This is a genomic window from Fontibacillus phaseoli (assembly GCF_003337355.1).
Taxonomy (GTDB): domain Bacteria; phylum Bacillota; class Bacilli; order Paenibacillales; family Paenibacillaceae; genus Fontibacillus; species Fontibacillus phaseoli.
Genome location: NZ_QPJW01000007.1, coordinates 96,265 through 120,744, shown reverse-complemented (window position 1 = coordinate 120,744; position 24,480 = coordinate 96,265). Strand labels below are relative to the sequence as shown.

The window sequence follows — 24,480 nt, the reverse complement described above, 5'->3', positions numbered from 1 at the left end:
TTATGCAGGTCCTGCCTTTCTATAATTAAAATTATTCTTAGATCGTTACCGATGATCTTTGCGCTTGGATTTCGCCATGGGCGCTGACCGTATAGCTGCGGTCGTAGATCCGGATTGCGGCCGGCGTATCGGTCTCGTTCGTCACGGTGATGCTTTCTTCGCCAACGTTCACTTTCAGCGTTGCACCACGGAACATCACGTTGAACGAGAAGGCTTTCCAATGCGAAGGAATGAACGGCTGGAGCACCAGTTCATCATTTTTTACGCGTAAGCCGGCGAAGCCTTGGATGACGGCCATCCAGGTTCCTGCCATACTTGTCGTGTGGCAGCCGTCTTCCGTATCGTTATTGTAGTTGTCAAGATCCAGACGAGCGGTACGCAGGTACATTTCATACGCTTTTTCCTGGTAGCCGAGCTCGCAGGCCATAATGGAGTGCACGCAAGGGGACAGGGAGGACTCGTGAACGGTCAACGGTTCATAGAAATCGAAATTCCGTTTTTTCGTTTCGAGATCGTATCTGTCGCTCAGGAAGAACAGGCCTTGCAACACGTCCGCTTGCTTAATGTAGCAGGACCGCAGGATCCGGTCCCAGGACCAGTTCTGGTTGATCGGCAGGTTTTCCGGAGCCAGGTCTTTGACCGGAACCAGTTCCTTGTCGAGGAAGCCGTCTTGTTGCAGGAAGACTCCGCGCTCCTCGTCAACCGGATAATACATATTGTCGATGATGTTCCGCCACTTGGCGGTCTCTTCGTTACTCAGCTTCAGTTTGTCGATCAGCTCAAGGTAACGGGCGTTTTCGTTCTTTTTCAGATAATCGAGCACTTCCAGCGTGTATTCCATCGTCCAGGAAGCAATGCGGTTCGTGTACCAGTTGTTGTTGACGTTGTTTTCATATTCATTAGGACCGGTAACGCCGAGCATCACGTATTTTCCTTTAGTGCTGGAGAAGTTGACGCGTTCTTCCCAGAACCGGGAGATTTCCGCGAGCACTTCCAAGCCGTATTGGCTCAGATAGGATTTATCCCCGGTGTAATTCACATAGTTGTAGATCGCGTAGGCGATAGCGCCGTTCCGGTGAATCTCTTCAAAAGTGATTTCCCATTCGTTATGGCACTCTTCGCCGTTCATGGTAACCATCGGATAGAGTGCGCCTTTGGTAAAGCCGAGTTTCTTGGCGTTCTCCTTCGCTTTTTCCAGGTGCTTGTAACGGTAAATCAGCAAGTTGCGGGCAATGCCCGAATCCGCGGTGCTTAGATAGAACGGCACGCAATAAGCTTCGGTATCCCAGTAAGTGCTGCCGCCGTATTTTTCCCCCGTAAAGCCCTTCGGCCCGATATTCAGGCGATCGTCTTCTCCGGTATATGTTTGATTCAGTTGGAAAATGTTAAAGCGAATTCCTTGCTGAGCCGATACATCGCCCTCAATAATGATGTCGCTGCCTTTCCATTTTTCGGCCCAGACATCGGCCTGTTCTTGGCGCAGACTGTCGAAACCGGCCGCATGCGCTTCAAGCAGCGCCTTTTTGCCTGCTTCCACAAGCTGCCCTAATCCGTGATTGCGGGAAGTCACGTTAGCTACGTATTTGTAGAGAGTGAGCGTAGCGCCTTGTTCTACTTCAAAAGCAGCTTCCGCGGAAACGAATTTTTCGCGCTCGGAAACGGAGGCTTCAAACTCCTGCTTTTCACCGTTTTTATATACATCGAATGACATGACGGACGTAACGTGAAAGTCCAGCTTTTTAGTTTTTAAGTTCAGGTAGGAGATATCCTGTGCCGCCGATTTTTCTACCTCGAGCCAGAATTTCTCGTCATAGTTGGAGTCCTTGTTCTGCACGTCGCCGTCCAGATAAGGCACAACCCGGATGGTCCCGGAGAAATTAAGCGGGGTAACCGCATAACGGATGGCCCCGATCTCTTGGCGTTTCATGCTGACGAAGCGGACCGATTCCACTTGAATCTCTTTGCCGTTCTCCATCACAGCCACAAAACGGCGGGAAAGATAGCCTTCCTTCATGTTCAGTTCACGTACGAAATCTTTGATCTCGCATTTGGCCAGATCCAGCGATTCGCCGTTAATGAGCACGTTGATGCCGATCCAGTTCGTACTGTTCAGGACTTTGGCGAAATATTCCGGATATCCGTTTTTCCACCAGCCTACACGGGTTTTATCGGGATAATAGACCCCGGCCATATAGCTTCCTTGAAGGGATTTTCCGCTGTATTGCTCTTCGAAATTGGCCCGCTGGCCCATAAATCCGTTACCGATACTGAAAATACTTTCGGAAATTTCGTGCGTAGCAGGGTCAAAGGATTCTTCTATAATAGACCATTCATCCATTTTCAAATATTGTTTCACGATTTACCGGCTCCTTCTTAAAGTAATTCTAGTGATTAAGATTAAATGAATAGGATTGCAAAAAAAGAATGTCCGTTCTCTTACGCATGATCGTTGAGGTATCGTTGAACGTTAGTATCCCCTTGTTTAAACGGAGGCAATCTCTTGCAGGCGCGTTACTGTCATCTCTCCAAGCGAGGCAACAACAAGATTGGCTTTGCCCAGCGAGATTGGCGATCCAATGCCCACGCTGCGCATCCCGGCCCGTTGAGCCGCTTCGATTCCGGCTTCCGCGTCTTCGAAGACGACGCATTGTTCCGGAAGAACGCCAAGTTCGGAAGCACCGAGCGTAAATACTTCGGGATCGGGCTTCGCGCTGGTAGTACGGGTTCCGTCGATGATGGCGTCAAAATACGGCGTGAGTCCTGTATTATTCAGAATCGTCATGGCGTTTTTACTGGCGGAGCCCAGGGCGACTTTCAAGCCATTCTCCCGGCAATCCTTCAGAAAATCAAGCGCTCCCGGCAGAATTTCGGAATCATCCATTTTGGTGATCATTTCGAAATACCAGTTGTTTTTACGCTCAGCGAGCTCCAGTTTGGTTGCTTTGTCTAAATCAATTCCGCCAATGCTTAGCAGAATATCAAGCGAAGCCATCCGGCTTACGCCCTTCAGCCGTTCGTTATCGTGCTCCGAAAATTCGAAGCCCAACTCCTCGGCGAGGCGCTTCCAGGCAAGATAATGATATTTGGCGGTGTCGACGAGCACACCGTCCAGGTCGAATAAACATGCTTTAATTGAGGTCATAACCTCTCCTCCTCCAATAGCGCAAACGTTTGAACAAATTGCAAAAAATAAAAGAAGCCGACGCTTCGATTATTTTTTGTGTCCCGCCTTTATTTTTTCGATATCGAATACATGGAAGACTCACGAACCATCAACCGATGCGGAATGATTTGCCGCTTCTGATAGGACTTGTCGCTGTTGTTCTGAATCGACTGGATCAGAACCTGGGAAGCGGTGTATCCCAAATTGTATATTCCGATATCTATGCTGCTGAGCGGTGGTGTCGACAATTCAGACAAAGGAATATTGTTGAAACTGACCAAACATAAATCTTCGGGGACTTTATACTTGAGCTCATGCAGGCCACGCAACACGCCGAATGACACGACGTCGTCGATCAGGACCAGGCCCGTAGGACGGTTGGGTAAATTCATAAAGAAAGACATGGCACGATAGCCGCTATCCTGCAGAAATTCCCCCTCAACAATCCATTCAGGTCGCATTTCAAGTCCTGAATCATGCAATGCATCCAGATAACCCTTTAGCCGATCCTTGGAAACGACCAGGTCGGGAGGTCCGCTGACGAACCCGATCCGTTCATGTCCCAGAGAAATCAAATGCTTCGTGGCATCATAGGATGCTTGAACGTTGTCATTATCCACCGATAAAATATCGGGATATTGCTCACTCCGTCCGATTAGAACAAAATGATGACCGTTCTCATGCAGAAAATCGATAACTGGGTCGTCTTGCCTCGAATAAAGTAAAATCACTCCGTCTACCCGGCGTCCATTGATCAGTCTGGATACGCCTTCAATTTCTTCCTTTTCGTTGGCTCCCGAACTGATCAGCACATCGTAGCCTAAGCGGCTCGCTTGTGTGACAATTCCGCGAATTAACTCCATAAAGAAGAAGTTGGAAAACAATTCTTCGGCAGACTTCGGCAACATGATGCAAATACTGTTGGTTGTTTTGGATACCAGGCTCTTTGCCATGATATTCGGATGGTATCCAAGTTGCTCCATAATGTCCTTTACTTTTCTCGAAGTTTCGGCGCTTATTCTTGGATGATTGGACAGCACCCGGGACACGGTAGAGGGTGATACTCCGGCCTTTTTGGCAACATCTTTTATGGTAACAGCCATAAAAAACCTCCTCTGTGGAACCGTTTGCTTTACATTGTAATATTAATCTAAACATAACGGAAAGTAAATAGATAAAGCCGCGAAAAGGTGTCATTTATTGCGTATTTTCACCTAGGGATGGGAATGCCTGAGAGATTTTTACTTTAATCTTGAAATAATAAGAAATTAAGAGCAATGCTGAGTTATACAAAGCAAACAGTGAGTTTAGATGTAAAATCTTCTAAATATCGATTGTGCAAACGTTTTAACATTTGGAAGTGCCTAAGATAATATAATAAGAAACATAAAAGCGCTTTCTTGGCGGAGTGCACTCCTTAGACGGAAACAGAATCAGTAATTATTTTTAGTCAAACGTTTGCGCAATTTTAATTCTGAAAGGAGGCTTATATCGCTCAGTCTTTTTTTGCATGCAAATATTTGAATTTCTGCAGTGAACATTCATTTAGGAGGTCTATGCAAAATGCACAAAAGATTGAAGGGCTGGTTTTCCCGGCTGCTCATTTTTGTACTGGTTGTGGGCTCTTTCGGCAGTTTTCTCACTCATGCGCGAGCTGATGATCCTACCTTAGATAGCGGCGGGCTCGCCAGTCCGGTTATCGGGGAAAGAAGCGCAACCGGAGCGCAGGTGACGTTTAATTATCAGGGGACCGGGCAAGAACAGAAGGCCATAGTTAAGGGCGATTTCTATAACAATTGGGAAGAAATCCCCCTAACTTTGGCAGAGGGCAACGTCTGGACCCTGACGCGAGGAATTGATGCGGGTTGGTACCAATACGGCATGGATGTAGACGGCTGGATGGGAGATCCTCTGAATTCCGAGAAGTACAGCGATACCAACAACAATCCCGGGTTATCCGTTCCGGGAATCAAGTTTATTAAATCACCTCCATCAGAAATCGGGTTAGGAGAATCCACGGTGATCGATGCGGTCTATTTTACGGGCGACCGCGATACCAAAGATCTAGTGCAACTTACGTTAACCAAAGGGCTGAACGGAGTTTCCTTCGACAGTACCACCGGAAAACTTACTGTTGCAGCTAATGCTGATACCGGCAATATTGAGATCGAGGCCAAGCATGATCCTTGGAAGATCGTCAAAACGGTAAAGGTGACCGAAAATGCACTGAAGAGCCCGGTTATTAACAATGACGGGACGGTGACGTTTAACATACCGCAGGATAAACTGCCATCCGGAGTGACAGCGGCCCATCTGGTAGGACAAATGAATGGCTGGAACGAAAAAACGGCCGAGGCCTTAATTTTGAAGGATGGGGTTTACAGTCTTACTATTCCTCTCTCGGCCGGCATCTACGAATATAAATTCATTCCCAAGCAAGGCAGCTGGAGCGGAGACTTCCTGGATCCGTTAAACCCGAGAAAATCGGGCGGGAACCCTCCAAATTCGTTAGCGATCGTTCCCGGCATCGTGATTGAATCCGATGAGAACGTCGCCATCGGCGGAGAATTGGAACTGGAAGCCAGTCTATTGGATGCCGAAGGCAATTATACAGACGTGACGCCAACCTGGTCATTGAAGAATCCGGTACCTGGGGTGGCGATTCATCAAAATATTCTAACCGTTGAACCAGGTACGGCTTTGGGTCAAGTTACGATCATAGCCAGCTATGACACGTACACAACTGAAACAATGGTCAATATGGTGGACAATCTAAATGCTTACACTATTAACTACTATCGTTTTGACGGGACAGCGAATCAATGGAATCTATATATGTTTCCTGTGACACCGGACGTTGGAAAGAGCAAACGGGGCAAATTGAATGAAACCCCGGAAGGGTATGCTAAGGCAACTTATTATTTTCCGTACAAACAAATTGGGGTGATCCCAAGGCTGTCTACATCCGAAGGTGAATGGGCTGACAAAGATGTCGAACAAACAGTCCGGATTAAAGAGGGCAAGAACGTCGTAGTCTGGATCGTACAAGGGATCAGCGAAGTATTTTATGAAAAGCCGGATCTCGAGAAATTGGAGGCCGAAAAATATCGCAGAGTTCAGTTCACTTACGTCAAAGACGGCGCCGATTTTAGCGATTGGAGCGTTTGGACATGGTATACCGGATATGTAAATAAGGATTTCTCATTTGCAGGCGGCGAAATCGATGGCAACAAATCGACCGTCATCATTCCGATCACTTCCGAAGTCGGCAAAATCGGATTCAAGATCCATAAGAGGGTCGGAAGCGATGGATGGGCATTGATTGACCAGGACTATGACCGGGAGATTCAAACTGGCAGCGAAGTGCTAACCAAAGTCGTTGTCGATGCGGGGAAAGGCGCGTTCCGCACCCTGCCTGGAACAACGGCACCGTTCTTGGAAGATCGCAGTGCCACCTTCTATTATCGGGACTTTGGACTATTCAAAATGAATAAAATGGATAAGATCGAAAGCGTGAAGCTGAAAATCAACGGCAACGAGTATCCGATGGATTACAGTCGGGAAGATGAACGGTTTACCTACACATTGCGGAACCTTGAAGAAGGAACCTTCGAATATTCTTATCTTGTGACTAAAGATGGAGTCACCGAGGAAGTTCTCGATCCTAAAAATACTGTAGATGGCAAGTCCCAGATCACTTACAAGCAGCTATTTCCAGCCATTCAATCCGAAACTATGCCTGCCGAGATTTCCTTTAATGAAAATTCGGTGCTCTCTCTAAACTTGGCCGGAATCGAAGATCATGAAATTCGCAGTATTTTTGCGGATTTGTCCGCATTGGGCGGGAAAACGGAGACGGTGATCGATAACGATCTCCAGGCTCTGACGATTGCGGTGAAGGACTCGGTTCCGACAGGCGTGAAGAAAATTTCTGTAACGTTGGTAGACGTATACGGCAATAAATATACGCATGATGCCGCTGTAACCGTCAAACCGCGCCAATCGGTCGGAAAAGACGATTTTGACTGGGATGAGGCCCGGATCTATTTCATGCTGACGGACCGTTTTTTGAACGGGGATACCGGCAATGATGATCCGAACGGGGAGAATTACGACCTCAGCCACGCGGAAACTTATCATGGCGGAGATTTCAAAGGCGTTACCGAGAAGATCGGTTATCTGAAGGATCTCGGCATCAATACGATTTGGATTACGCCGATCGTCGATAACATCGACTTTAACAAGGGTATCGATTTTAACAGCAATCAGTATGCTTATCATGGCTATTGGGCTAAAGACTTTACTGAAATCGATGAGCACTTGGGGGATTTGGAAGATTTCCAGAAGCTCCTGGATACCGCTCATGACAATGGCATCAAGGTGATGGTTGATGTTGTTTTGAACCATACCGGTTACGGCATGGACCAGTTGAGTCCGAATTGGGGCGATTTGAATAACCTCCCTACGCAGCCTGAACGTGAAGTGTTCGCCGGGATGCTGCGGGATGCCGACGAGGATCCCATCATCAAGAATAGAGTTGCCGGACTTCCGGACTTTAAAACGGAAGATCCTGCGGTGCGCGAGCAAATTATCAAATGGCAGTCCGACTGGATCGAGAAGTCCAAGACCGCCAGCGGCAACACGATCGACTATTTCCGTGTTGATACGATCAAGCACGTGGAAAATGCAACCTGGATGGCATTCAAGAACCAAATGACTGAAATCAATCCGGCCTTCAAAATGATCGGGGAAAATTTTGGGGCAAGCGTGGATAATGATGGCGGTTATTTGCGCACGGGCACGATGGATTCCGAGCTTGATTTCGCGTTTAAAGGAATTGCGAAAGAATTCGTAGAAGGCGAAATTGAATCAGCCGAACAGAAGCTTCAGGACCGCAACGGGAAGATCGACAATGCGGCCATGCTCGGCCAGTTCCTGAGCAGCCATGACGAGAACGGGTTCATGGTAAGCTTGCTGTCGGGGGGAGATCGCCAAAAATTCGAGGACGGAACTCTGGACGCAGAGGCATTGAAGGGCTTGCAGGCTCAACATAAGATCGCGGCTTCCTTGCAAATTACGGCCAAGGGCCAACCGGTCATCTATTATGGCGAAGAAGTAGGACAGTCCGGCATGAACGCCGGGAATATGTCCAACGGCGAGTTTAGCGAAAACAGGTACGACTTCAACTGGGACGGGTTGAGCGATCCGACTTACAGCCATATTTACGAACACTATAAGAAAATGCTGCATATCCGCGACAGCTATTCGAAGATTTTCTCTAAAGGAACCCGTGCGCAAATCGGCGGATCCGACCAGGACGGATATGATGTGTTTACCCGGACGTACCAAGGCAAGAGCGTAGTCGTTGGTATTAATACAAAAACCACTGAACAGCAAATTTCTTTTACGGTACCGGGTTACAAAAATACGAAATGGGTTGAACAGTACGGCAATCAAACGGTGCAAGCGGATAGTGACGGTAAAGTGACGTTAACCCTGCCGTCCAGTCTGGACGGAGGGACGATCGTGCTGGCCGCGGTTTCGAGCCCGGTAACTCCTCCGGGAACATCGAATCCGAATTCCGGATCGGCGGGATCTTCTTCGTCAGGCACCGGCACTCCAACTCCGGCAATTTCCGAATCCGTAAAGGTAACGGCTAAAGCCAGCGAGAACGGCCGTAAGACGGCCGAAGTGAGTGCTACCGAATTGGAGAAAGCCATTGCGGTTGCCGTGAACAGCGGTAAGGCAGTAACCATTCAAGTCTCCGGAGTAGCTGCGGGAGAAGCGGCGGAGCTCGTGATTCCGGGAAGCGCTGTAGAAAAGGCCTTGGAGCAAAAGGCCGCACTTCAGCTCGTATTTCCTGACGTAACGATTGAAATGCCTGCCGGGAGTATTCCCGCTGTAGCGATTCATGCAAACGGAAAAATCGTATTCAGCAAAGAAGTGCCGAGTTCCGAGGCAACGAAGAAACTGAAAAGCGAAATCGTCGAAAAAGACCGGGCATATTCTCCGGCTGGGGACATTTATGATTTTAAACTCCTCAGTGTCGGTTCAGACAAACAAGCTGTTGAAGTAAAGCCGGGGACCAAGGTTAAAATAACGCTGACTCTGGATGAAGCAGCCTTGAAGGGAATTGGGGACAAAAACAAGGCAGGAGTTTATGCGGTAAACGAAGACGGGTCCGTGGTATATGTAGGCGGGAAATGGGATGGCAACAGCATTACTTTCCTGAGTGACCGGTTGGCTAGTTTTGTGGTCATGGAATACAACAAAACGTTCAGCGACGTGACGAGCGGCTGGGCCAAGGAGTATGTTGAATTGCTTGCGGCGAAACATATCGCTTCCGGGGTGGATGCCGACCGGTTTAACCCGAAAGGCAACGTGACCCGCGGCGAATTCGCGGCGTTCCTGGGGCGGACCATGGGACTTAATGCCGAAGGTAGGATTTCTAACCTTAGCGATGTCGCCCAAGACAGCTATTATGCCGGCTATGTCGCGGAGTTGAACGAGCTGGGAATCGTAACGGGGTACGAGGACGGTACGTTCCGCAGCAATCAGACGATAACCAGAGAACAAATGGCGACAATCCTGATGAAGGCGTATGCCCATGTGACCGGGCAAACGGCAAGTGAAGTCGCCGGGGCCGAAGAGGCCGGCTTCTCCGATCTGGGCGAGGCATCCGCATATGCCGTGGATAGCATCAAGGCGGCAAAAGCATTGGGAATTATTAATGGAATGGGGCAGAACGTATTTGAACCTGCGGCGACATCTACGCGTGAGCAGGTAGCAGCCGTGCTGATCCTTTTTATGGAAAAAGCGGCAATGTAAATTTAAAAGACATCTTTAAAGGCCTCCTTCCGTGTTGGAAGGAGGCCTTTTTGAATGTTTTATACTTTATTGTGACTGCGTCAATACCGCATATCCGTAAGCCGGGAGCTTTACGGCGAGTTTACCGTTGTCCGTTTCATAGCTATCCCCGCTCATCGCGTCGTGCCATGCTTGTCCGGCGGCGGGAACTTCCAAAGTCTGTCCCGCATCGTAGTTGTTCAGCAGTACGAGCACGGATTCCTTGCCGAGCCGGCGCTCATAAGCAAGCTTGCTGCCGCCTTCTTCCGCATGCAGGAAGGTGATGGAGCCGGTACGCAGCACAGAAAGGTCCTTACGGACTGAGATCAGCTTGCGGTAGAACTCGAACAGGTCCCGATCCTGTTTGTCCGGATTCCATTCCATGCATTTGCGGCAGTCGGGATCCTGCTCGCCATCGAGGCCGATTTCGTCGCCGTAGTAGATGCACGGCGTACCGCCGTAGGTGAATTGAAAAAGGGCGGCCAGCTTCATTTTGTTCTTGTCGCCTTCGCAGAGCGTCAGAAGGCGCGGCGTGTCATGGCTGTCCAGCAGATTGAAGGCCACTTCGCTGGCTTGCTGCGGGTACCGGGATAACTGCCTGCCGATGGCGTTGGCAAAGCCTTTGGCATCCAGGGTGCCGCGGACTACATAATCGAGCACCGCGTCGGTAAAAGGATAGTTCATGACCGCATCGAACTGGTCGCCCTGAAGCCAAGGGGAAGATTCATGCCAAATTTCGCCGAGAATGTAGGCATCCGGATTGGCGGCTTTCACCGTTTTGCGGAAGTCGCGCCAGAATTGATGGTCCACTTCATCGGCAACATCCAGCCTCCAGCCGTCGATGCCGACCTCCTTGATCCAAAACTCCGCTACGTTTAGCAAGTATTCTCTGACCTCAGGGTTGTCCGTATTTAATTTCGGCATGAGCGGCTCGAATGAAAAGGTATCGTAGGTTGGGACTCCATCGTTGACCTCAAGCGGAAATTCGCGAACTGAGAACCAATCTTTGTATCGGGATTGCTCCCCTTTCTCCAACACGTCTACGAATGGAGCAAACGTTTTGCCCGAATGATTGAAGACCGCATCGAACAAGACGCGAATGCCGCGTTCGTGGCAGGCCTGGACCAGCTTTTTCACCATTTCGGTATCGCCGAAGTGCGGATCGATTTTCATATAGTCGGCCGTGTCATATTTGTGGTTTGTCGTTGCTTCAAACAAGGGGGTAAAATAGATGCCTGTAATACCGAGCTCACTGAGATGATCGAGATGGTCGATGACGCCTTGAAGGTCGCCTCCAAAGAAATTGTCCCGTTCCGGTTTTCCGCCCCAAGGCAATACGCCTGCGGGATCATTGTCCGGATTTCCGTTGGCAAAGCGCTCGGGGAAAATTTGATAGAATACGGTGTCCTTTACCCAAGCCGGTACCTTGAACACGTCGGCGGGGTTAATGAACGGGTACTCGAACAGCCGGTCCGGGACCGGAGGACGCTCCTTGGAGAAATCGTTCTCCGTCATCCAAATTTCGTCATCATCCGATTTCAGCAGAAAGCCGTATTTTAATCTGCGGTAGGCCGGCTTGATTGCGCATTCCCAGTAATCGAACAAGTCGTCCGAAGCGAATTTCGACATGGGGATCAGCTCTTTGCTTTGATTCCATATGTATTTGTCGCCCGCAAAGGCGTAAACTTCGGTAAGGTCGTCTTTTTTGGCGCGGAGGCGAAGATGGATCGTCTCGGAATCGTAGGCATAGGACCAGTTCAGTTTGGGACGGTGGTAGACAGCTTCAAGCAGCATGATAAATTTCCTCCTTGGTCTTGGATAGTGTGGTTCCGTCTCGCTGATTTGTCGAAGACAATGCTCAGGGCACGATATTATTCTTACAAGATATAGTAACCGATTTAGGGTAACGCTATATCATCGGGCCGCACTAAAAAAGGCACATCCCGGCAATGATAAAGCCGAGGATGTACCTTTGAGATAACATTGCCTTCAAGTTGTAGACGGGAAGCATGACGGTTGCTATGCGGATCGGGACCCGCTCATGGTTCAGGATTATAGCATTGTTCAAACCATTGCACAAGATAGGGGAATACGGAGGGATTTTCTTTCCTGAATAAGAACATGAGTTTCTCGGAAATGCCTTGCGAATAGGCGAAAGATGCACACAATTTTAAAGGTGATACAAGCAATAAAAAACAGCAATTTTGCGAAAATAGGAGCATACGGGAGTGTTTTTGAGAAATATGAGCATATATGCCTAAAAACATCATGTGCAAACGTTTTTACAATGTCTGTGCTATGTTGTATGATTATCCCATCGATAAAGCGCTTTCTACTCAGAAATGATGAATAATTCCATAAGAAACACATATAAAACGGAATTTTCTCGATCATCTCTGAAATCGTTTGCGCAAAGTTTCTGTAAACCTTGCTTCGTATAAAATTTGGGAGGGGTTAGCTTTATGAAATTCAAGAAAACACTGGTTTTAATCGCTACGCTGTCGTTGGTTGCATCAATTACGGCGTGCGGCGGCGGCAACAACAAAACTAACAACACAGCAAATACGCCTGCGCCGACGACAAACTCGACAGAGGGAAATAAGAATACGGGAACCGACGCAGCGACAACCGAGGAAATTAAACCTGAAGAAGGCGCAGAGCTTCTTGTTTGGGAAAGTAGAGAAGAGATTGCGTTTACCGAGCAAATCGCTCAACAGTTTGAAGAAAAATACGGCGTAAAGGTTAGTGTTGAAGAGGTACCGGTTCCAGACCAAATCAGCAGACTGACTACTGACGGTCCGTCTGGTCTTGGAGCAGATATCATCGTAATTCCTTCCGACCACATCGGTAATGCGGTAACTTCCGGATTGATCTTGGAAAATGACGTATTTGCAGAGCAAACGAAAGCAAGAAATACAGAGGCGTCTATTGTGGGTGCTTCCTACGACGGTAAGTTGTATGGATACCCAAGAGCGGCTGAAACAACAGCTCTCTACTACAACAAAGCCCTTATCCCAGAGGCTCCAAAAACGTTTGAAGAAGTAATTGAGTTTGGTAAAAAATTCACTGATGTAAAAAAGAAGAAGTATGCTCTTATGTGGGAAGCTGGTAACCTGTATTTCAACTACCCATTCATAGCAAGTAATGGCGGTTATCTCTTCGGTGATAACGGTACGAACAAAGATGATATCGGTCTTGAAAACCCGGAATCACTTGTAGGTATGAAAGTTTTCCAAGATCTTAAACAAATTCTCCCTGTACCTAGTGGCGATATCAACGGCGACATCAAACGCGGCTTGTTCACTGCAGGAGATGTTGCAATGGATATCAACGGTCCATGGGAACTGACGGCATATAAAGAAGCTCTCGGGGACAATTTAGGTCTGGCTCCGGTTCCTACGGTTCTTGGTAAAACAGCTATTACTTTCTCCGGTATCAAAACTTATGATGTAAGTTCATTTACTAAGTATCCAAATGCCGCTAAATTGTATGCTGACTTTGCAACAAACAAAGACGGACAATTACTTCTTAGTGAATTGATCGGTTCAATTCCTACTAACCTGGAAGCTTTGGAAACTGACCAAATCAAAAACGATCCGTTTATTTCCGGATTTGCAGAGCAGGCTAAGAATTCGCAGCCAATGCCTTCTATTCCTGAAATGAATAACGTTTGGGGCCCGGCTAATGCAGCTTTTGCAGACATCTGGAACAAGGATGTAGATGTAAAAGCAACCCTTGAAAATGCAGTTAAACAAATTACTGATTTGAACAACGGGGTAGCTGGGGAATAATTCAGGTCACCCAAATGATTTATCACCCGCCGCTATTAGTGGCGGGTAACCTTGATTTCCGAGGGAGAGGAGCAGGTAGAGAATGAGTCAGCATCGGAACAAAGCAACGATACTGTCAGTACTGTTCATGGGATTGGGACAAATATATAACCGCCAATTTATTAAGGGATTACTTTTTTTGGCATTTGAAGCTGTTAGTATTCTTTATTTCATTAATAATTTAAGTTTTGCTTTATGGGGAATTGTTACATTAGGTGATACACCGAGAACCTCCTCTAATCTTCACAATTACGACCATTCGATATTTATAATGATTCAAAGCTTGATTACGCTAATCTATCTTGTTGTTTTCTTGATTGCATATTACTTTAATATTCGAGATGCAAGAAAAATTGGTAATGAAAGAGATTGTGGCAAAAAGCCTAATAATTTCAAACAATCCATTCGCTACGTTTTGGATTATAAATTTGCAGTAACGCTTTTGACTTTGCCTGCACTTGGTATTTTGTTTTTTACAGTAATGCCAATTATATTTATGATCATGCTGGCATTTACAAATTATTCGGCCCCAAAGCATATTCCGCCGGCCATGCTGGTAGATTGGGTCGGATTCGATACGTTTAAAAATTTATTGGCTCTTAAAAGCTGGAGTAAAACCTTCTATGGAATTCTTACTTGGACGATCATCTGGGCGGTATTATCAACAGTAACTACATACTTCGGCGGTATGTTTGTAGCATTGCTTATTAACCAAAAAGGAATTAAATTTAAAGGTTTTTGGAGAACCATTTTAATTATTCCTTATGCAATACCACAAATCATTTCACTCCTTGTTATGAGAAATATGTTTAACGGCCAATTTGGGCCGATCAATCAGTATCTGAACTATTTTGGCATACCTGGAGCGCCGTGGCTGACACATGAAACCTGGGCAAGAGCAATGGTTATTCTGGTTAATATGTGGGTAGGTGTGCCAGTATCCATGCTGCTAATTATGGGAGTGTTGACGACTATTCCGAAAGATTTGTACGAGGCTGCAGATGTAGATGGGGCTACGGGATATCAGAAATTTAGAATTGTTACATTGCCAATGATTTTGTTTACTACTGCTCCAACCTTAATTACACAGTTTGCAGGAAATATTAATAACTTCAATATTATTTTCCTCCTAACCGGGGGCGATCCAGTCAAAGGGACGTATCAAAACGCAGGAGCTACTGATTTGCTGGTGACATGGTTGTATAAACTTACCTTGACCAATAATCGATACAATATGGCTTCAGCAATAGGTATCATTATCTTTTTGATCATTGCCTCATTCTCGATTTACAACTATCGCAGAACTAAGTCATTTAAAGAGGAGGATATGATCCAATGAGCCGGCTAAAAGTACGGAATGGTATTCGTTTAACTTCGAGTTATATCGTGTTGATTATTTTGGCTATTACCGCGATTTATCCTGCTCTTTGGATCATACTTGGAGCTTTTCGCCCAGGGAAATCGCTATATAGTAAAACGTTGTTCCCAGAGAAATTTACGTTAGATCATTTTAGTGAATTATTTACTTCAAAACAAATCATGTTCCCGCAATGGTATATGAACACGTTAAAAGTCTCCCTAGCTTCGATGGTTTTAGGCGTATTGCTTACTCTGTTGACTAGCTATGCACTTTCAAGATTTCGTTTTCGCGGTCGTCAAAATTCTTTGTCAATACTGTTAATACTAGGAATGTTCCCTGGATTTATGAGTATGATCGCCATTTTCCTTCTGCTGAAGGAAATGGGACTATTAGATACTCATATCGCTCTTATTATGGTATACGCCGCCGGGGCTCCTTTAGGATTAACCCTTATTACCAAAGGCTTCTTTGATACGATACCACGATCACTTGATGAGGCGGCTCGTATCGATGGAGCAAGTAACTTCAAAATATTCACATCTATTATATTGCCGTTGTCTAGACCGATCTTGACTTATCTTGCTTTATTACAATTTGTTGGCCCTTGGGTTGACTTTATCTTTGCAAGATTGATTCTTCGTTCTAAGCCGAACTGGACGGTGGCAGTAGGAATGTGGGATATGGTTGCTAATAGTCAGAACACGAATTTTACCGTGTTCGCAGCTGGAGCAGTACTAATTGCAGTACCGATTACGATTTTGTTCATGTTTATGCAACGATTGCTTGTTGACGGATTGACTTCCGGCGCGAGCAAAGGTTAAACAAAAAGTTTTGACAAGGGTATAGCCTCAGAAACCTAAGCATTCTGAGATCCTATACCCTTTTCAATACATACGTTTTTCCGTCAAAAGGGGGATACATAAGTGAAGCTTAGGGGTCCGATTCAATTCAAGTCGGTTGGCATGAAGCTGTTTATCATCCTGTTCGTTACGGTAGTTCTTATGTCAGCTATTCTCGGAATGAGCTCTTATATGATGTCGAAAGAAATTATTCGTGGTCAAGTTGGGTCTGCCTCTTCGCAAGCGATTGAACAGGCCGCGGACAAGCTGGATATTATCTTTGCGGAATATGAGTCGATCTCCCGGCAAATGGCGGTGGATCAAATTTTAAAGACGGATTTGGAAACGGTAGTAACCAAGGATATTGGGATCATTAAAAAGACTAATGCGGAAACGAGAATCAAGAACAAGCTGGATTCTATGAAAGGTTCAGATGGCCGATTGCTCGGGATCCGTCTGGTAAATAAAGACCTTTCCCGTATCTATGCATCGTCCGGGGCGAGCGGGACCCAGCAAGACAATAAAAATGTAAAAGCCAGAATCCAAAGCATAATAGATGGAGCAGGAAAAACGGTGTGGATTCCCGGCTTGCAAAAGGGTTTTTTCGAAAGTTTCAACGAACCGACGATTACGATGGGGAGAGTGCTGCAAAACCTGAAGACTCCGGAAGCCGAGTATATTTTGCTTATAGAGATTAGAGACAAAGCCTTGATAAATATGCTCTCAAACCTGAAGATCGGGAAAGCCGGCGAAGTACGCATTATTACAAGCGATAACACCATTGTCCATTCTTCCGATCCAAGTCTGATTGAAACGAAGTCCTTTATCGGCTTGAAGGAGGAACAAATAAAGAGTGGCGAAACTTCTTTTGATGTCAGTGATGAAAAAGGCGTGAAACAGCTTGTTGTATTCAGACAATTGCAAACTGTAAATTGGCGGCTTATCGGATATGCCCCGGAAAGCGACTTTCTGAGCGCGGCCGACAGATTGATCTATGTGACTTTGTTTGTTCTGATTCTGGCAATTCTGGTCGCATCCGCCATCGGCTACTATCTATTCAGAATGGTCGGTAAGCCGCTGCAAAAGCTGTCCCGTTTGATGGAAGAGGGTGAACGGGGGAACTTGAAGGTACGCACGAATTTCAAGGGTAAGGACGAAATCGGGCGCCTCGGCCAAAGCTTCAATAACATGCTGGGACAGATTTCGCTACTGGTCGACCGGACCAACGGTTCCACCCAGGAACTGCTGGAAACTGCCGAAAATCTGACCAAGGCTTCGCGTGACACCTCATTGACAGCCGGTGAAATCGCAGCCGCAACGGGCGAAATCGCCCAAGGTGCTTCAAGCCTGGCCGAAGAAGCGGAGAAGGGCACGGAACTGGCGGAAGAAATCGGTACCCAGATGAACCGGATGGTCGATTTGAATGACGCTTTGGATGAGTCGGCAAGCCGGGTAATCCAAGTCAGCCGCCAAGGCCGGGATTATATGGAGCAGTTGGTGGACAAGACCGAGGCGGTATCCCGAATGACCACCATGATCGAAGAGAACTCCGGCAAGCTTAGCAGAAGCACTTATTCAATCCGCAGCATTTTGGCTCCGATGATCGATATGACAAAGCAGACAAATATTCTGTCGTTGAATGCTTCGATTGAAGCGTCCCGCGCGGGTTCTGCGGGTAAGGGTTTTATGGTGATCGCTGAGGAGATTCGCAAATTGTCGGCTCAATCGAATGATTCGATCCAGAACGTATCGGCCATGACTGAGGAGATCCAGGCCGCCATCGAAGATACGGTCAACGTGTTGTCAAGCGTGACGCCGATGTTTGACGAGCAGTTGGTCTCCGTTAGAGAAGCTTCTTCGATTTTCCAGAACGTAAGCCGGGAAATGGAGAGCTTTATCGGAGAAATACAAGCGTCTTCCTCTTCCGTAAAAGAGCTGATGGTTTCCCAAACTTCGCTTAGGGATTTCATCACGAGCGTAAGCTCGGTCGTTCAGCAAACGAACGCTTCCACCGAGGAAGTAGCTTCCATGTCAACCGAGCAATATAAAGTCAGTGAAGAACTTGTACGCCTGTCGAATCGTCTGGAGGAGCTGTCTGAATCGCTGAAAAAGTCGTTAAGTGTATTTCAGGTAGAGGCGGCTGCATTACAATCTTAATATAATGCAACAAGAAGGTGTGCAGGGGCCGTGGCCTATCAAATTTATCCGCGGAGCTCTATGGACAGCAGCGGGGACGGCTTGTGAAAAAAGAGAAAAAGAAGCGGCCTGCGGTTGTTGTAACCCGAGAGGGACTTGGCAACCGCAGGCCGCGTTTCTTTTTATTCAATAACCAGAGTCGTATACCCCGGAATCGTCAGTTTGTTTCCTTCCAAGGTTGCCCCTTCGCGGGTAGATTTCAGAATAGACTTGAAGCTGAACTCTTCTCCGGCTTTGGCAAGATCGATACTTTGCTCGGTCTCCGTGAGATTATGCGCGACCAGCACGGTCTGCTGATCGGTCAGGCGGAGATAAGCGGTAACAGAGTCATTGCCGGAATCAATATCTCCGATGGTACCGTCTCTTAACGCAGGCACGCTGCTTCTGATTCCGATCAGTTTGCGGTAATGGGACTGGAGCGAGTCGGGATCGGAAACCTGCTCTTCAACGCTGGAGCCTTCCGCTCCCGTGTTGAAATTCACGGCTTCCCAGGTGGTTTGCCCCTGGCCGCTGCCCCCCGCATGCCATTGCATCGGCTCGCGGATGCTTTCGTCCGGTTTGGCGCCGAGCATGCCGATTTCCTCCCCGTAATAGATGAACGGATTACCCGGGAGAGTCAACAGCAGGCCGGCTGCCATTTTTGCATGGTCTACATTCCCGTCCAGCTGAGTCATAACCCGGTTGATATCATGGTTGGTCAGGAAAGTGGCATCCACAAACTCATCGCCGGACTTTTCTCTAAACAAGCTATAGGTTTTTTCCAGTGTTAAACCGATATTGTTGTCTTTTTCTTTTTTTGCTGCCTGGATGATACTTTCCGACAGGCCAAAATTAAAACCGGATTCAAGCGCATTGTCCAGATAATTTGCAATCAAGGCGGCTGAGGGGTCCCAAATTTCTCCCACAAGATAAGTATCCGGATATTTTTCCACGAGGCTGCCGCGGAACTCTTGCCACCATTTCACGTTTGCATCGGTTGTTTCTTGCCCCTTGTCGGTCCGGAGATCCTCGTAAATATGCTTCGCGGCATCGAGCCGGAAGCCGTCAACGCCTTGTTCCAGCCAAAATAGACCGGTATCCTTCATTTCTTGGCGAACCTCCGGATTGTCGAAATTGAGGTCCGGCATGCCTTCCCAGAAGATGCCCATGTAATGGTCTCCACCTGCGTTGTGCCATGGATTTCTGCTGCTGGCCGAACTCGTACCCCGGGTCTTCAATTTCTGATCTTCCGCCCAAATATACCAGTCACGGTATTTGCCGTCCTTGTTCCGGGCCGCATCGAGGAACCAAGGATGTTCATTGCTGGTGTGATTAACGACCAGGTCCATAATCACTTTGATTCCGCGTTTGTGCGCCTCATCAAGAAACTCCTTAAAATCCTCCATCGTCCCGTAGTCGGGGTTGATGTCGCGGTAATCGGTCACATCATAACCATGATAGCTTGGCGAAGGATTGATCGGCATGAGCCAGATTCCGCCGATCCCGAGATCATCGTCCGTTTCGGGATTCCCGTCGTTCAGGTAATCGAGTTTTTCCGTCAACCCCTTGAAATCTCCAATCCCGTCTCCGTCGGAATCATAAAAAGAACGGACGAACACTTCGTAAAAAACCGTCGACGGTTGTGGGTCTATGGCGACGGGCTTGGCAGAAGCCGTATTGGCATTTCCGGCGTTAGAGACGTTATTGCCGGTTCCTGAGGTGCAGCCGGTGAGAAGAACAACCGTTAAGGTAGCGCTTACAATCCATTTTATGGATCGGCGTAAAAGCTTGGCTTGTTGCCTATTCATGGATCTTCATTCCCCCTTTTACATACATTGCTATTGTCTTCATCATACTTGAGATTATCATTTTGTTAAAACGTTTGCACACTGATAATTTGCTGTAAATATTCATTTAGGGTGATTTATATTGATTTACACATAAATATTACCCGTTTTCTCTAGTTTTCGGGTTATTACTATGGATTTTTTATATTAAAGCTGTAAATATTAAACGTTTAATTTCGACTTTATTCGCAATAAAAGGAATAAAATGGACTTATTTAAATTATTTTAAAGAAAAAGTAGATCTTTAGAACTATTTCTTACATAAAGTCCCAATTGATCGTTGACGAATAGCAGGGTTTTGTAAATGATATAGAGAGGTGATAACGCTTGCATTAAATCATTAGGAGGGATACGGAGATTGAGCCGCGAAAAAATAATTGTTGTCTCTGACAATGACAGTTTATGCCGCTTTCTGTTTCGATTTCTGTCTGAGCACGGATTTGATGTCTTTTGCAGTCCGGCTGACCATTCGGCCGTCATCCGCCCGATACGTGCCCACGCTCCAACCCTGATCATGGTCGACATGACGACCTCCGCTATGGCGGGCATTGATTTATGCACCGAAATCCGGCGTTTCAGCGATAGTCCGATTCTTCTAGTCTGCGCCGGTTCCGAAGAGGCTTTGACCATCTCCGGGTTAAGCGCAGGCGGAGATGATTACATCTGTACTCCACTCAACCGTGAACTGCTGCTTGCACAGGTTCAGGCGCTGATCCGCAGATATAAAGGCGCTTTTCCGGTCAATCAGCGGCATTTGCTGCATTTTCCGGGTTTAGAAATCGACCTGTCGAGCCAGTCGGTTACTTCTCATGGCCAGGAAACCGTGCTATCGGCCAAAGAATTTCAACTTCTCGTGCTCCTCGCCAAACACCCCAACCGCATTTTTCACATTGAATCCCTGTATGACTTGATTTGGAGCGACAGCAAGCTTGGCGATCTCCGGACGGTCATGGTCCACATCTATAACCTGCGGCAAAAAATTGAAGTCAACCCCAGCGAACCATTCTATATCCACACCGTCAGAGGCGCCGGATATAAGTTTAACGGGAAAGCCGCTCAATGATCCAATGGATCTTTTGAAACCCGGAATAATTTTTATCTATCTTCTTGGCTGGACTTTAACTGAACTTTAACTCGAATTGATAAGATAAAAAACGATGGTGCTAACGTTTGCGCAAGTAAGCAAACCGGTTAGTCCACAGGAAAGTCTGAAAGAAGAAGAGCCGGAAAGATCGGCAGGAAATTCAAAGGGGGACGAGCATGGATCATCATTTTTCCGCGATTTACAAGATGTTTGAAGACGTTGCAAGCCGTTATTCCGATCATTGCTGTCTGGAATTCGGCGAAACTCGGTTGAGTTACGGGGAAGTTAATGAAAGAGCGAACCGGCTTGCCCGCTATTTGAAAGACAAAGGCGCCGGACCGGAGCAATTGATCGGAATTTATCTGGAGCGTTCGCCTGACCTGATTGTCTCGATTCTTGCCGTGCTGAAATCCGGGGCCGCCTACGTACCGATCAACGCGGCCCTTCCGGAAGAACGGATTGCGCATATGGTTGGCGAGGCCAAACTGAAACTCATCCTTTCGAAGGCTTGCCTGGAATCGAAAATAAATGCGGTTCGACAATCCGGGGCGGCCAGTTCGACCGGCCGGGTGTTGTTGGATCAAGAAAGCGATGAAATTTCTGCGCTATCCGGTGAGAATCTTGAGCTCAATAGCGCTCCTTCCGATTTGGCTTACGTCATTTATACCTCAGGCTCGACCGGCCAACCCAAAGGGGTCCAAATCGAGCATCGCGGCATTCCGAACCTTGTGCTCGCGCAAATCGATAAATTTCACCTGGACGACCGGGACAGAGTGCTGCAATATGCCTCCCTCTCTTTTGACGCTTCCGTTTCCGAGATCTTCACGGCGCTGATTGCCGGAGCAACGCTCGTACTCCTGCCGGGTGAAGGAACCTACGCCGGGGAAGATCTGCACCGGCTGTTGAAGGATCGGCGGATTTCCGTGGTTACCTTGGTGCCGTCTTTGTTGAACGGTCTGCCGCAGGAAGAACTGCCGCAACTTAAGACATTGATCACAGCAGGCGAGGCTTGCACGAGGAAGCTGATTCAGTATTGGGCGCCGAGAGTGCGTTTTCTTAATGCCTATGGCCCTACAGAAACGACGGTTTGCGCCACCATCCATCATTGCACCGCCGACGATATCTCGGTTTCGCTGGGGGAAGCGCTGACCGGCAGTGCGGTCTATCTGCTGAATGCCCGTATGGAGCCAGTAAGACCCGGCGAAATCGGGGAACTATTCATTTCCAGTCTAGGGTTGGCCCGGGGATATTTGGATGCACAGGAACTGACGGACAAGGTCTTTCTGGATAATCCCTTTGACGACGGCTTCAGTAACCGATTGTACCGTACGGGTGATCTGTGCGTGACGAGGCCGGATGGAGCGTTGGAATGGGTAGGACGAACCGATCATCAGGTGAAGGTGTCCGGAATCCGCGTCGAGCTCGGAGAATTGGAGCATGCGCTGAGGGAATATGCCGGAATTGAAGAGGCAGTAGTAGTTTATCATGCGGAAAAAAATTACGTGGGTGCCTATTTGAAAGCGGCGTACGGCGCCAAGCCGAATATCAGGGAGGTACGCAGTTACCTGCTGTCGAAGTTCCCGAGCTACATGATTCCTACCCGCTATTTGTATTTGGAGCAATTTGCCCTGCTGACCAGCGGCAAAATCGATCGTCATCATCTTCCGTCCATGGAAGATGTGCGGCCGGATCTCGATGTTCCTTACGTCGCCCCTAGCAGTTACCTGGAAAAAGAGCTTGCCGCAATCTGGGGTGAAGTGCTGCACCTCGATAAAGTGGGCGTTCACGACAACTTTTTCGAACTTGGCGGACAGTCGCTAATGGCGACGCAAATCGTATCCCGCATCCGGGGAGTTGTCGGAGGGGACGTTCCGTTGCACATCATTTTCGGGACCCAGCCGACCATTGAGCAAATGGCTGCAACGCTGGAGCAATATCAGTTGGAACAGCTTGATCCGGACGAGCTAGAGCTGCTGCTTGCCGAGCTGGAAAACCAGGCCTAGGAGGGAGAACATGAAAATACTGCTGGTTCAGTCGATGGAATACCTGTATCCTTACGGCGGAGCTCATAAAGCTAACCGTATCCTGATGGAAGGACTCGCAGCGAAAGGGCACGAATGCCGTGTAATTTCTCCTGCGGTGTCAATAACCGGATTTGAAGAACTTCTGGCGGCGCAGCGGCGTTCCGGTGCATTCGAAGTGCTGGAGGATCATCCCGGCGAAAAGCTGGTCATTTTAAAAAGCGGCGTCATCTCCTATACGATAAAGGAAAGATTCAAAGTATTCCCGTTCATCAGGAGCATGATCGAACAATTTTCCCCGGACATTACGGTCGTATCGGAAGACAATACTCATTTACTGTTGGAAACGGTGCTGGAAACCCGTACGAGAACGATTTTCCTCTCGCATAGCCAGGCCACCCTGCCGTTCGGGCCGGAGTGCTTTCAGGAAGACTTGTCGAAGATAGATTTGTACAAGAGGCTGGACGGCATCATTTCGGTTAGCCAATATTTGAAGGATTACTTTACGGCCTACGCGGGCGTCGATTCCGAGGTCATCTATTTCCCGTCGTATGGTCCGGGCCCGTTTCCTTTCCTGGCGAGCTTTGACAATATGTATATTACCGCAATCAACCCTTCGGCGATCAAAGGTTTTTCGATCTTTATCGGATTGGCACGGAGGATGCCTCATCTCAACTTTGCGGCGGTTCCGACCTGGGCCACGAAGGAAGACGAACTGGAGGAAATGAGGACCCTTCCGAACATGACGATTTTAAAGCCGGCAGAAAATATTAACGATATTTACAAGCAAACCAAAGTATTCCTGATGCCTTCGTTATGGGGGGAATCCTTCGGGCAGGTCGTCGTCGAGGCGATGCTGCGCGGTATTCCCGTCCTCGCCAGCCATGTCGGCGGATTGCCGGAAGCGAAGATGCAACTGGATTACATTTTGCCGGTCCGCCCCATCCGGCAGTACGTCAAGGAAGAGGTGCTTGCGAACAGCGTCCCGATTCCGGTCATTCCGGAGCAGGAACTCGGACCTTGGGTGGGAGCCCTGGACCGGTTGGCTTCGGACCGGGATCATTATGAGTCGCTTTCGGCGGCTTCTTATGAACACGCCAACCGGTTTCATGCCTCGTTAGGTATTGAGCCGTTTGAGGCCTATTTCCGGAAAGTCATCGACAAGGCTGAGGACCGTGTCGTACGGCTGTCTGAAGCAGTGTCGGCCGCAAACGAAGCGAACAACCTTCAAAAGCGGGATATGCTGGAGCGAATTCAAACTTTTCCGTCCGAGAAGCGCGAACGACTGCTCGCGATGCTCCAGGAAAGAAGGTGA

Annotated in this window: 13 protein-coding genes; 8 read left to right on the top strand and 5 right to left on the bottom strand. The window is 47.8% G+C overall.

Features of this window, described 5'->3' with window-relative positions; translation table 11 throughout:
- Positions 1-37 precede the first annotated feature (37 nt).
- From DFP94_RS17020 to DFP94_RS17010, 3 genes are all read right to left on the bottom strand, one after another.
- On the bottom strand, positions 38-2,356 hold the full coding sequence (locus DFP94_RS17020) for a glycoside hydrolase family 65 protein (RefSeq protein ID WP_114497668.1): 2,319 nt from the start codon (positions 2,354-2,356) through the stop codon (positions 38-40).
- A 126-nt stretch (positions 2,357-2,482) separates the two neighbouring features.
- Complete coding sequence (pgmB, locus tag DFP94_RS17015; RefSeq protein WP_114497667.1) at positions 2,483-3,142, bottom strand: beta-phosphoglucomutase; 660 nt, start codon at positions 3,140-3,142, stop codon at positions 2,483-2,485.
- A gap of 89 nt (positions 3,143-3,231) precedes the next feature.
- Positions 3,232-4,266 (bottom strand): LacI family DNA-binding transcriptional regulator, encoded by a 1,035-nt coding sequence (locus DFP94_RS17010; RefSeq protein WP_114497666.1) that lies wholly within the window; start codon positions 4,264-4,266, stop codon positions 3,232-3,234.
- A 460-nt stretch (positions 4,267-4,726) separates the two neighbouring features.
- Between DFP94_RS17010 and DFP94_RS17005 the strand changes: the two genes are divergently transcribed.
- Positions 4,727-9,991 (top strand): alpha-amylase family glycosyl hydrolase, encoded by a 5,265-nt coding sequence (locus DFP94_RS17005; protein WP_114497665.1) that lies wholly within the window; start codon positions 4,727-4,729, stop codon positions 9,989-9,991.
- Between the two features lie 66 nt (positions 9,992-10,057).
- Here the strand turns inward: DFP94_RS17005 and DFP94_RS17000 are convergent, their stop codons facing one another.
- Entirely contained in the window at positions 10,058-11,803 is a 1,746-nt protein-coding gene (locus tag DFP94_RS17000) for an alpha-glycosidase (RefSeq protein WP_114497664.1), read from the bottom strand.
- A gap of 668 nt (positions 11,804-12,471) precedes the next feature.
- On the opposite strand from DFP94_RS17000, the gene DFP94_RS16995 reads away from it, so the two are divergent.
- The 4 genes from DFP94_RS16995 to DFP94_RS16980 all read left to right on the top strand — a co-directional run bounded on the left by DFP94_RS16995 (position 12,472) and on the right by DFP94_RS16980 (position 18,195).
- Positions 12,472-13,800, top strand: coding sequence for a sugar ABC transporter substrate-binding protein (locus DFP94_RS16995; RefSeq protein ID WP_114497663.1), 1,329 nt, complete (start codon positions 12,472-12,474; stop codon positions 13,798-13,800).
- Positions 13,801-13,882: 82 nt separating this feature from the next.
- The gene (locus tag DFP94_RS16990) at positions 13,883-15,178 is read left to right on the top strand and encodes a carbohydrate ABC transporter permease (protein ID WP_114497662.1); all 1,296 of its coding nucleotides are present in this window, start codon (positions 13,883-13,885) and stop codon (positions 15,176-15,178) included.
- On the top strand, positions 15,175-16,020 hold the full coding sequence (locus DFP94_RS16985) for a sugar ABC transporter permease (RefSeq protein WP_114497661.1): 846 nt from the start codon (positions 15,175-15,177) through the stop codon (positions 16,018-16,020). Before DFP94_RS16990 ends, DFP94_RS16985 begins: the two co-directional genes overlap by 4 nt.
- Positions 16,021-16,122: 102 nt before the next feature.
- Positions 16,123-18,195, top strand: coding sequence for a methyl-accepting chemotaxis protein (locus DFP94_RS16980; RefSeq protein ID WP_245954923.1), 2,073 nt, complete (start codon positions 16,123-16,125; stop codon positions 18,193-18,195).
- Between the two features lie 161 nt (positions 18,196-18,356).
- On the opposite strand, the gene DFP94_RS16975 is transcribed toward DFP94_RS16980, so the two are convergent.
- Positions 18,357-20,021 carry an alpha-amylase family glycosyl hydrolase gene (locus DFP94_RS16975; protein WP_114497660.1) on the bottom strand — a complete coding sequence of 555 codons (1,665 nt, stop codon included), beginning with the start codon at positions 20,019-20,021 and terminating at the stop codon, positions 18,357-18,359.
- Positions 20,022-20,418: 397 nt separating this feature from the next.
- On the opposite strand from DFP94_RS16975, the gene DFP94_RS16970 reads away from it, so the two are divergent.
- From DFP94_RS16970 to DFP94_RS16960, 3 genes are all read left to right on the top strand, one after another.
- Positions 20,419-21,123 carry a response regulator transcription factor gene (locus DFP94_RS16970; protein ID WP_114497659.1) on the top strand — a complete coding sequence of 235 codons (705 nt, stop codon included), beginning with the start codon at positions 20,419-20,421 and terminating at the stop codon, positions 21,121-21,123.
- Positions 21,124-21,320: 197 nt separating this feature from the next.
- The gene (locus DFP94_RS16965) at positions 21,321-23,147 is read left to right on the top strand and encodes a non-ribosomal peptide synthetase (protein WP_114497658.1); all 1,827 of its coding nucleotides are present in this window, start codon (positions 21,321-21,323) and stop codon (positions 23,145-23,147) included.
- A gap of 10 nt (positions 23,148-23,157) precedes the next feature.
- Positions 23,158-24,480: a glycosyltransferase family 4 protein gene (locus DFP94_RS16960; protein ID WP_114497657.1), complete on the top strand. Its 1,323-nt coding sequence runs from the start codon at positions 23,158-23,160 to the stop codon at positions 24,478-24,480.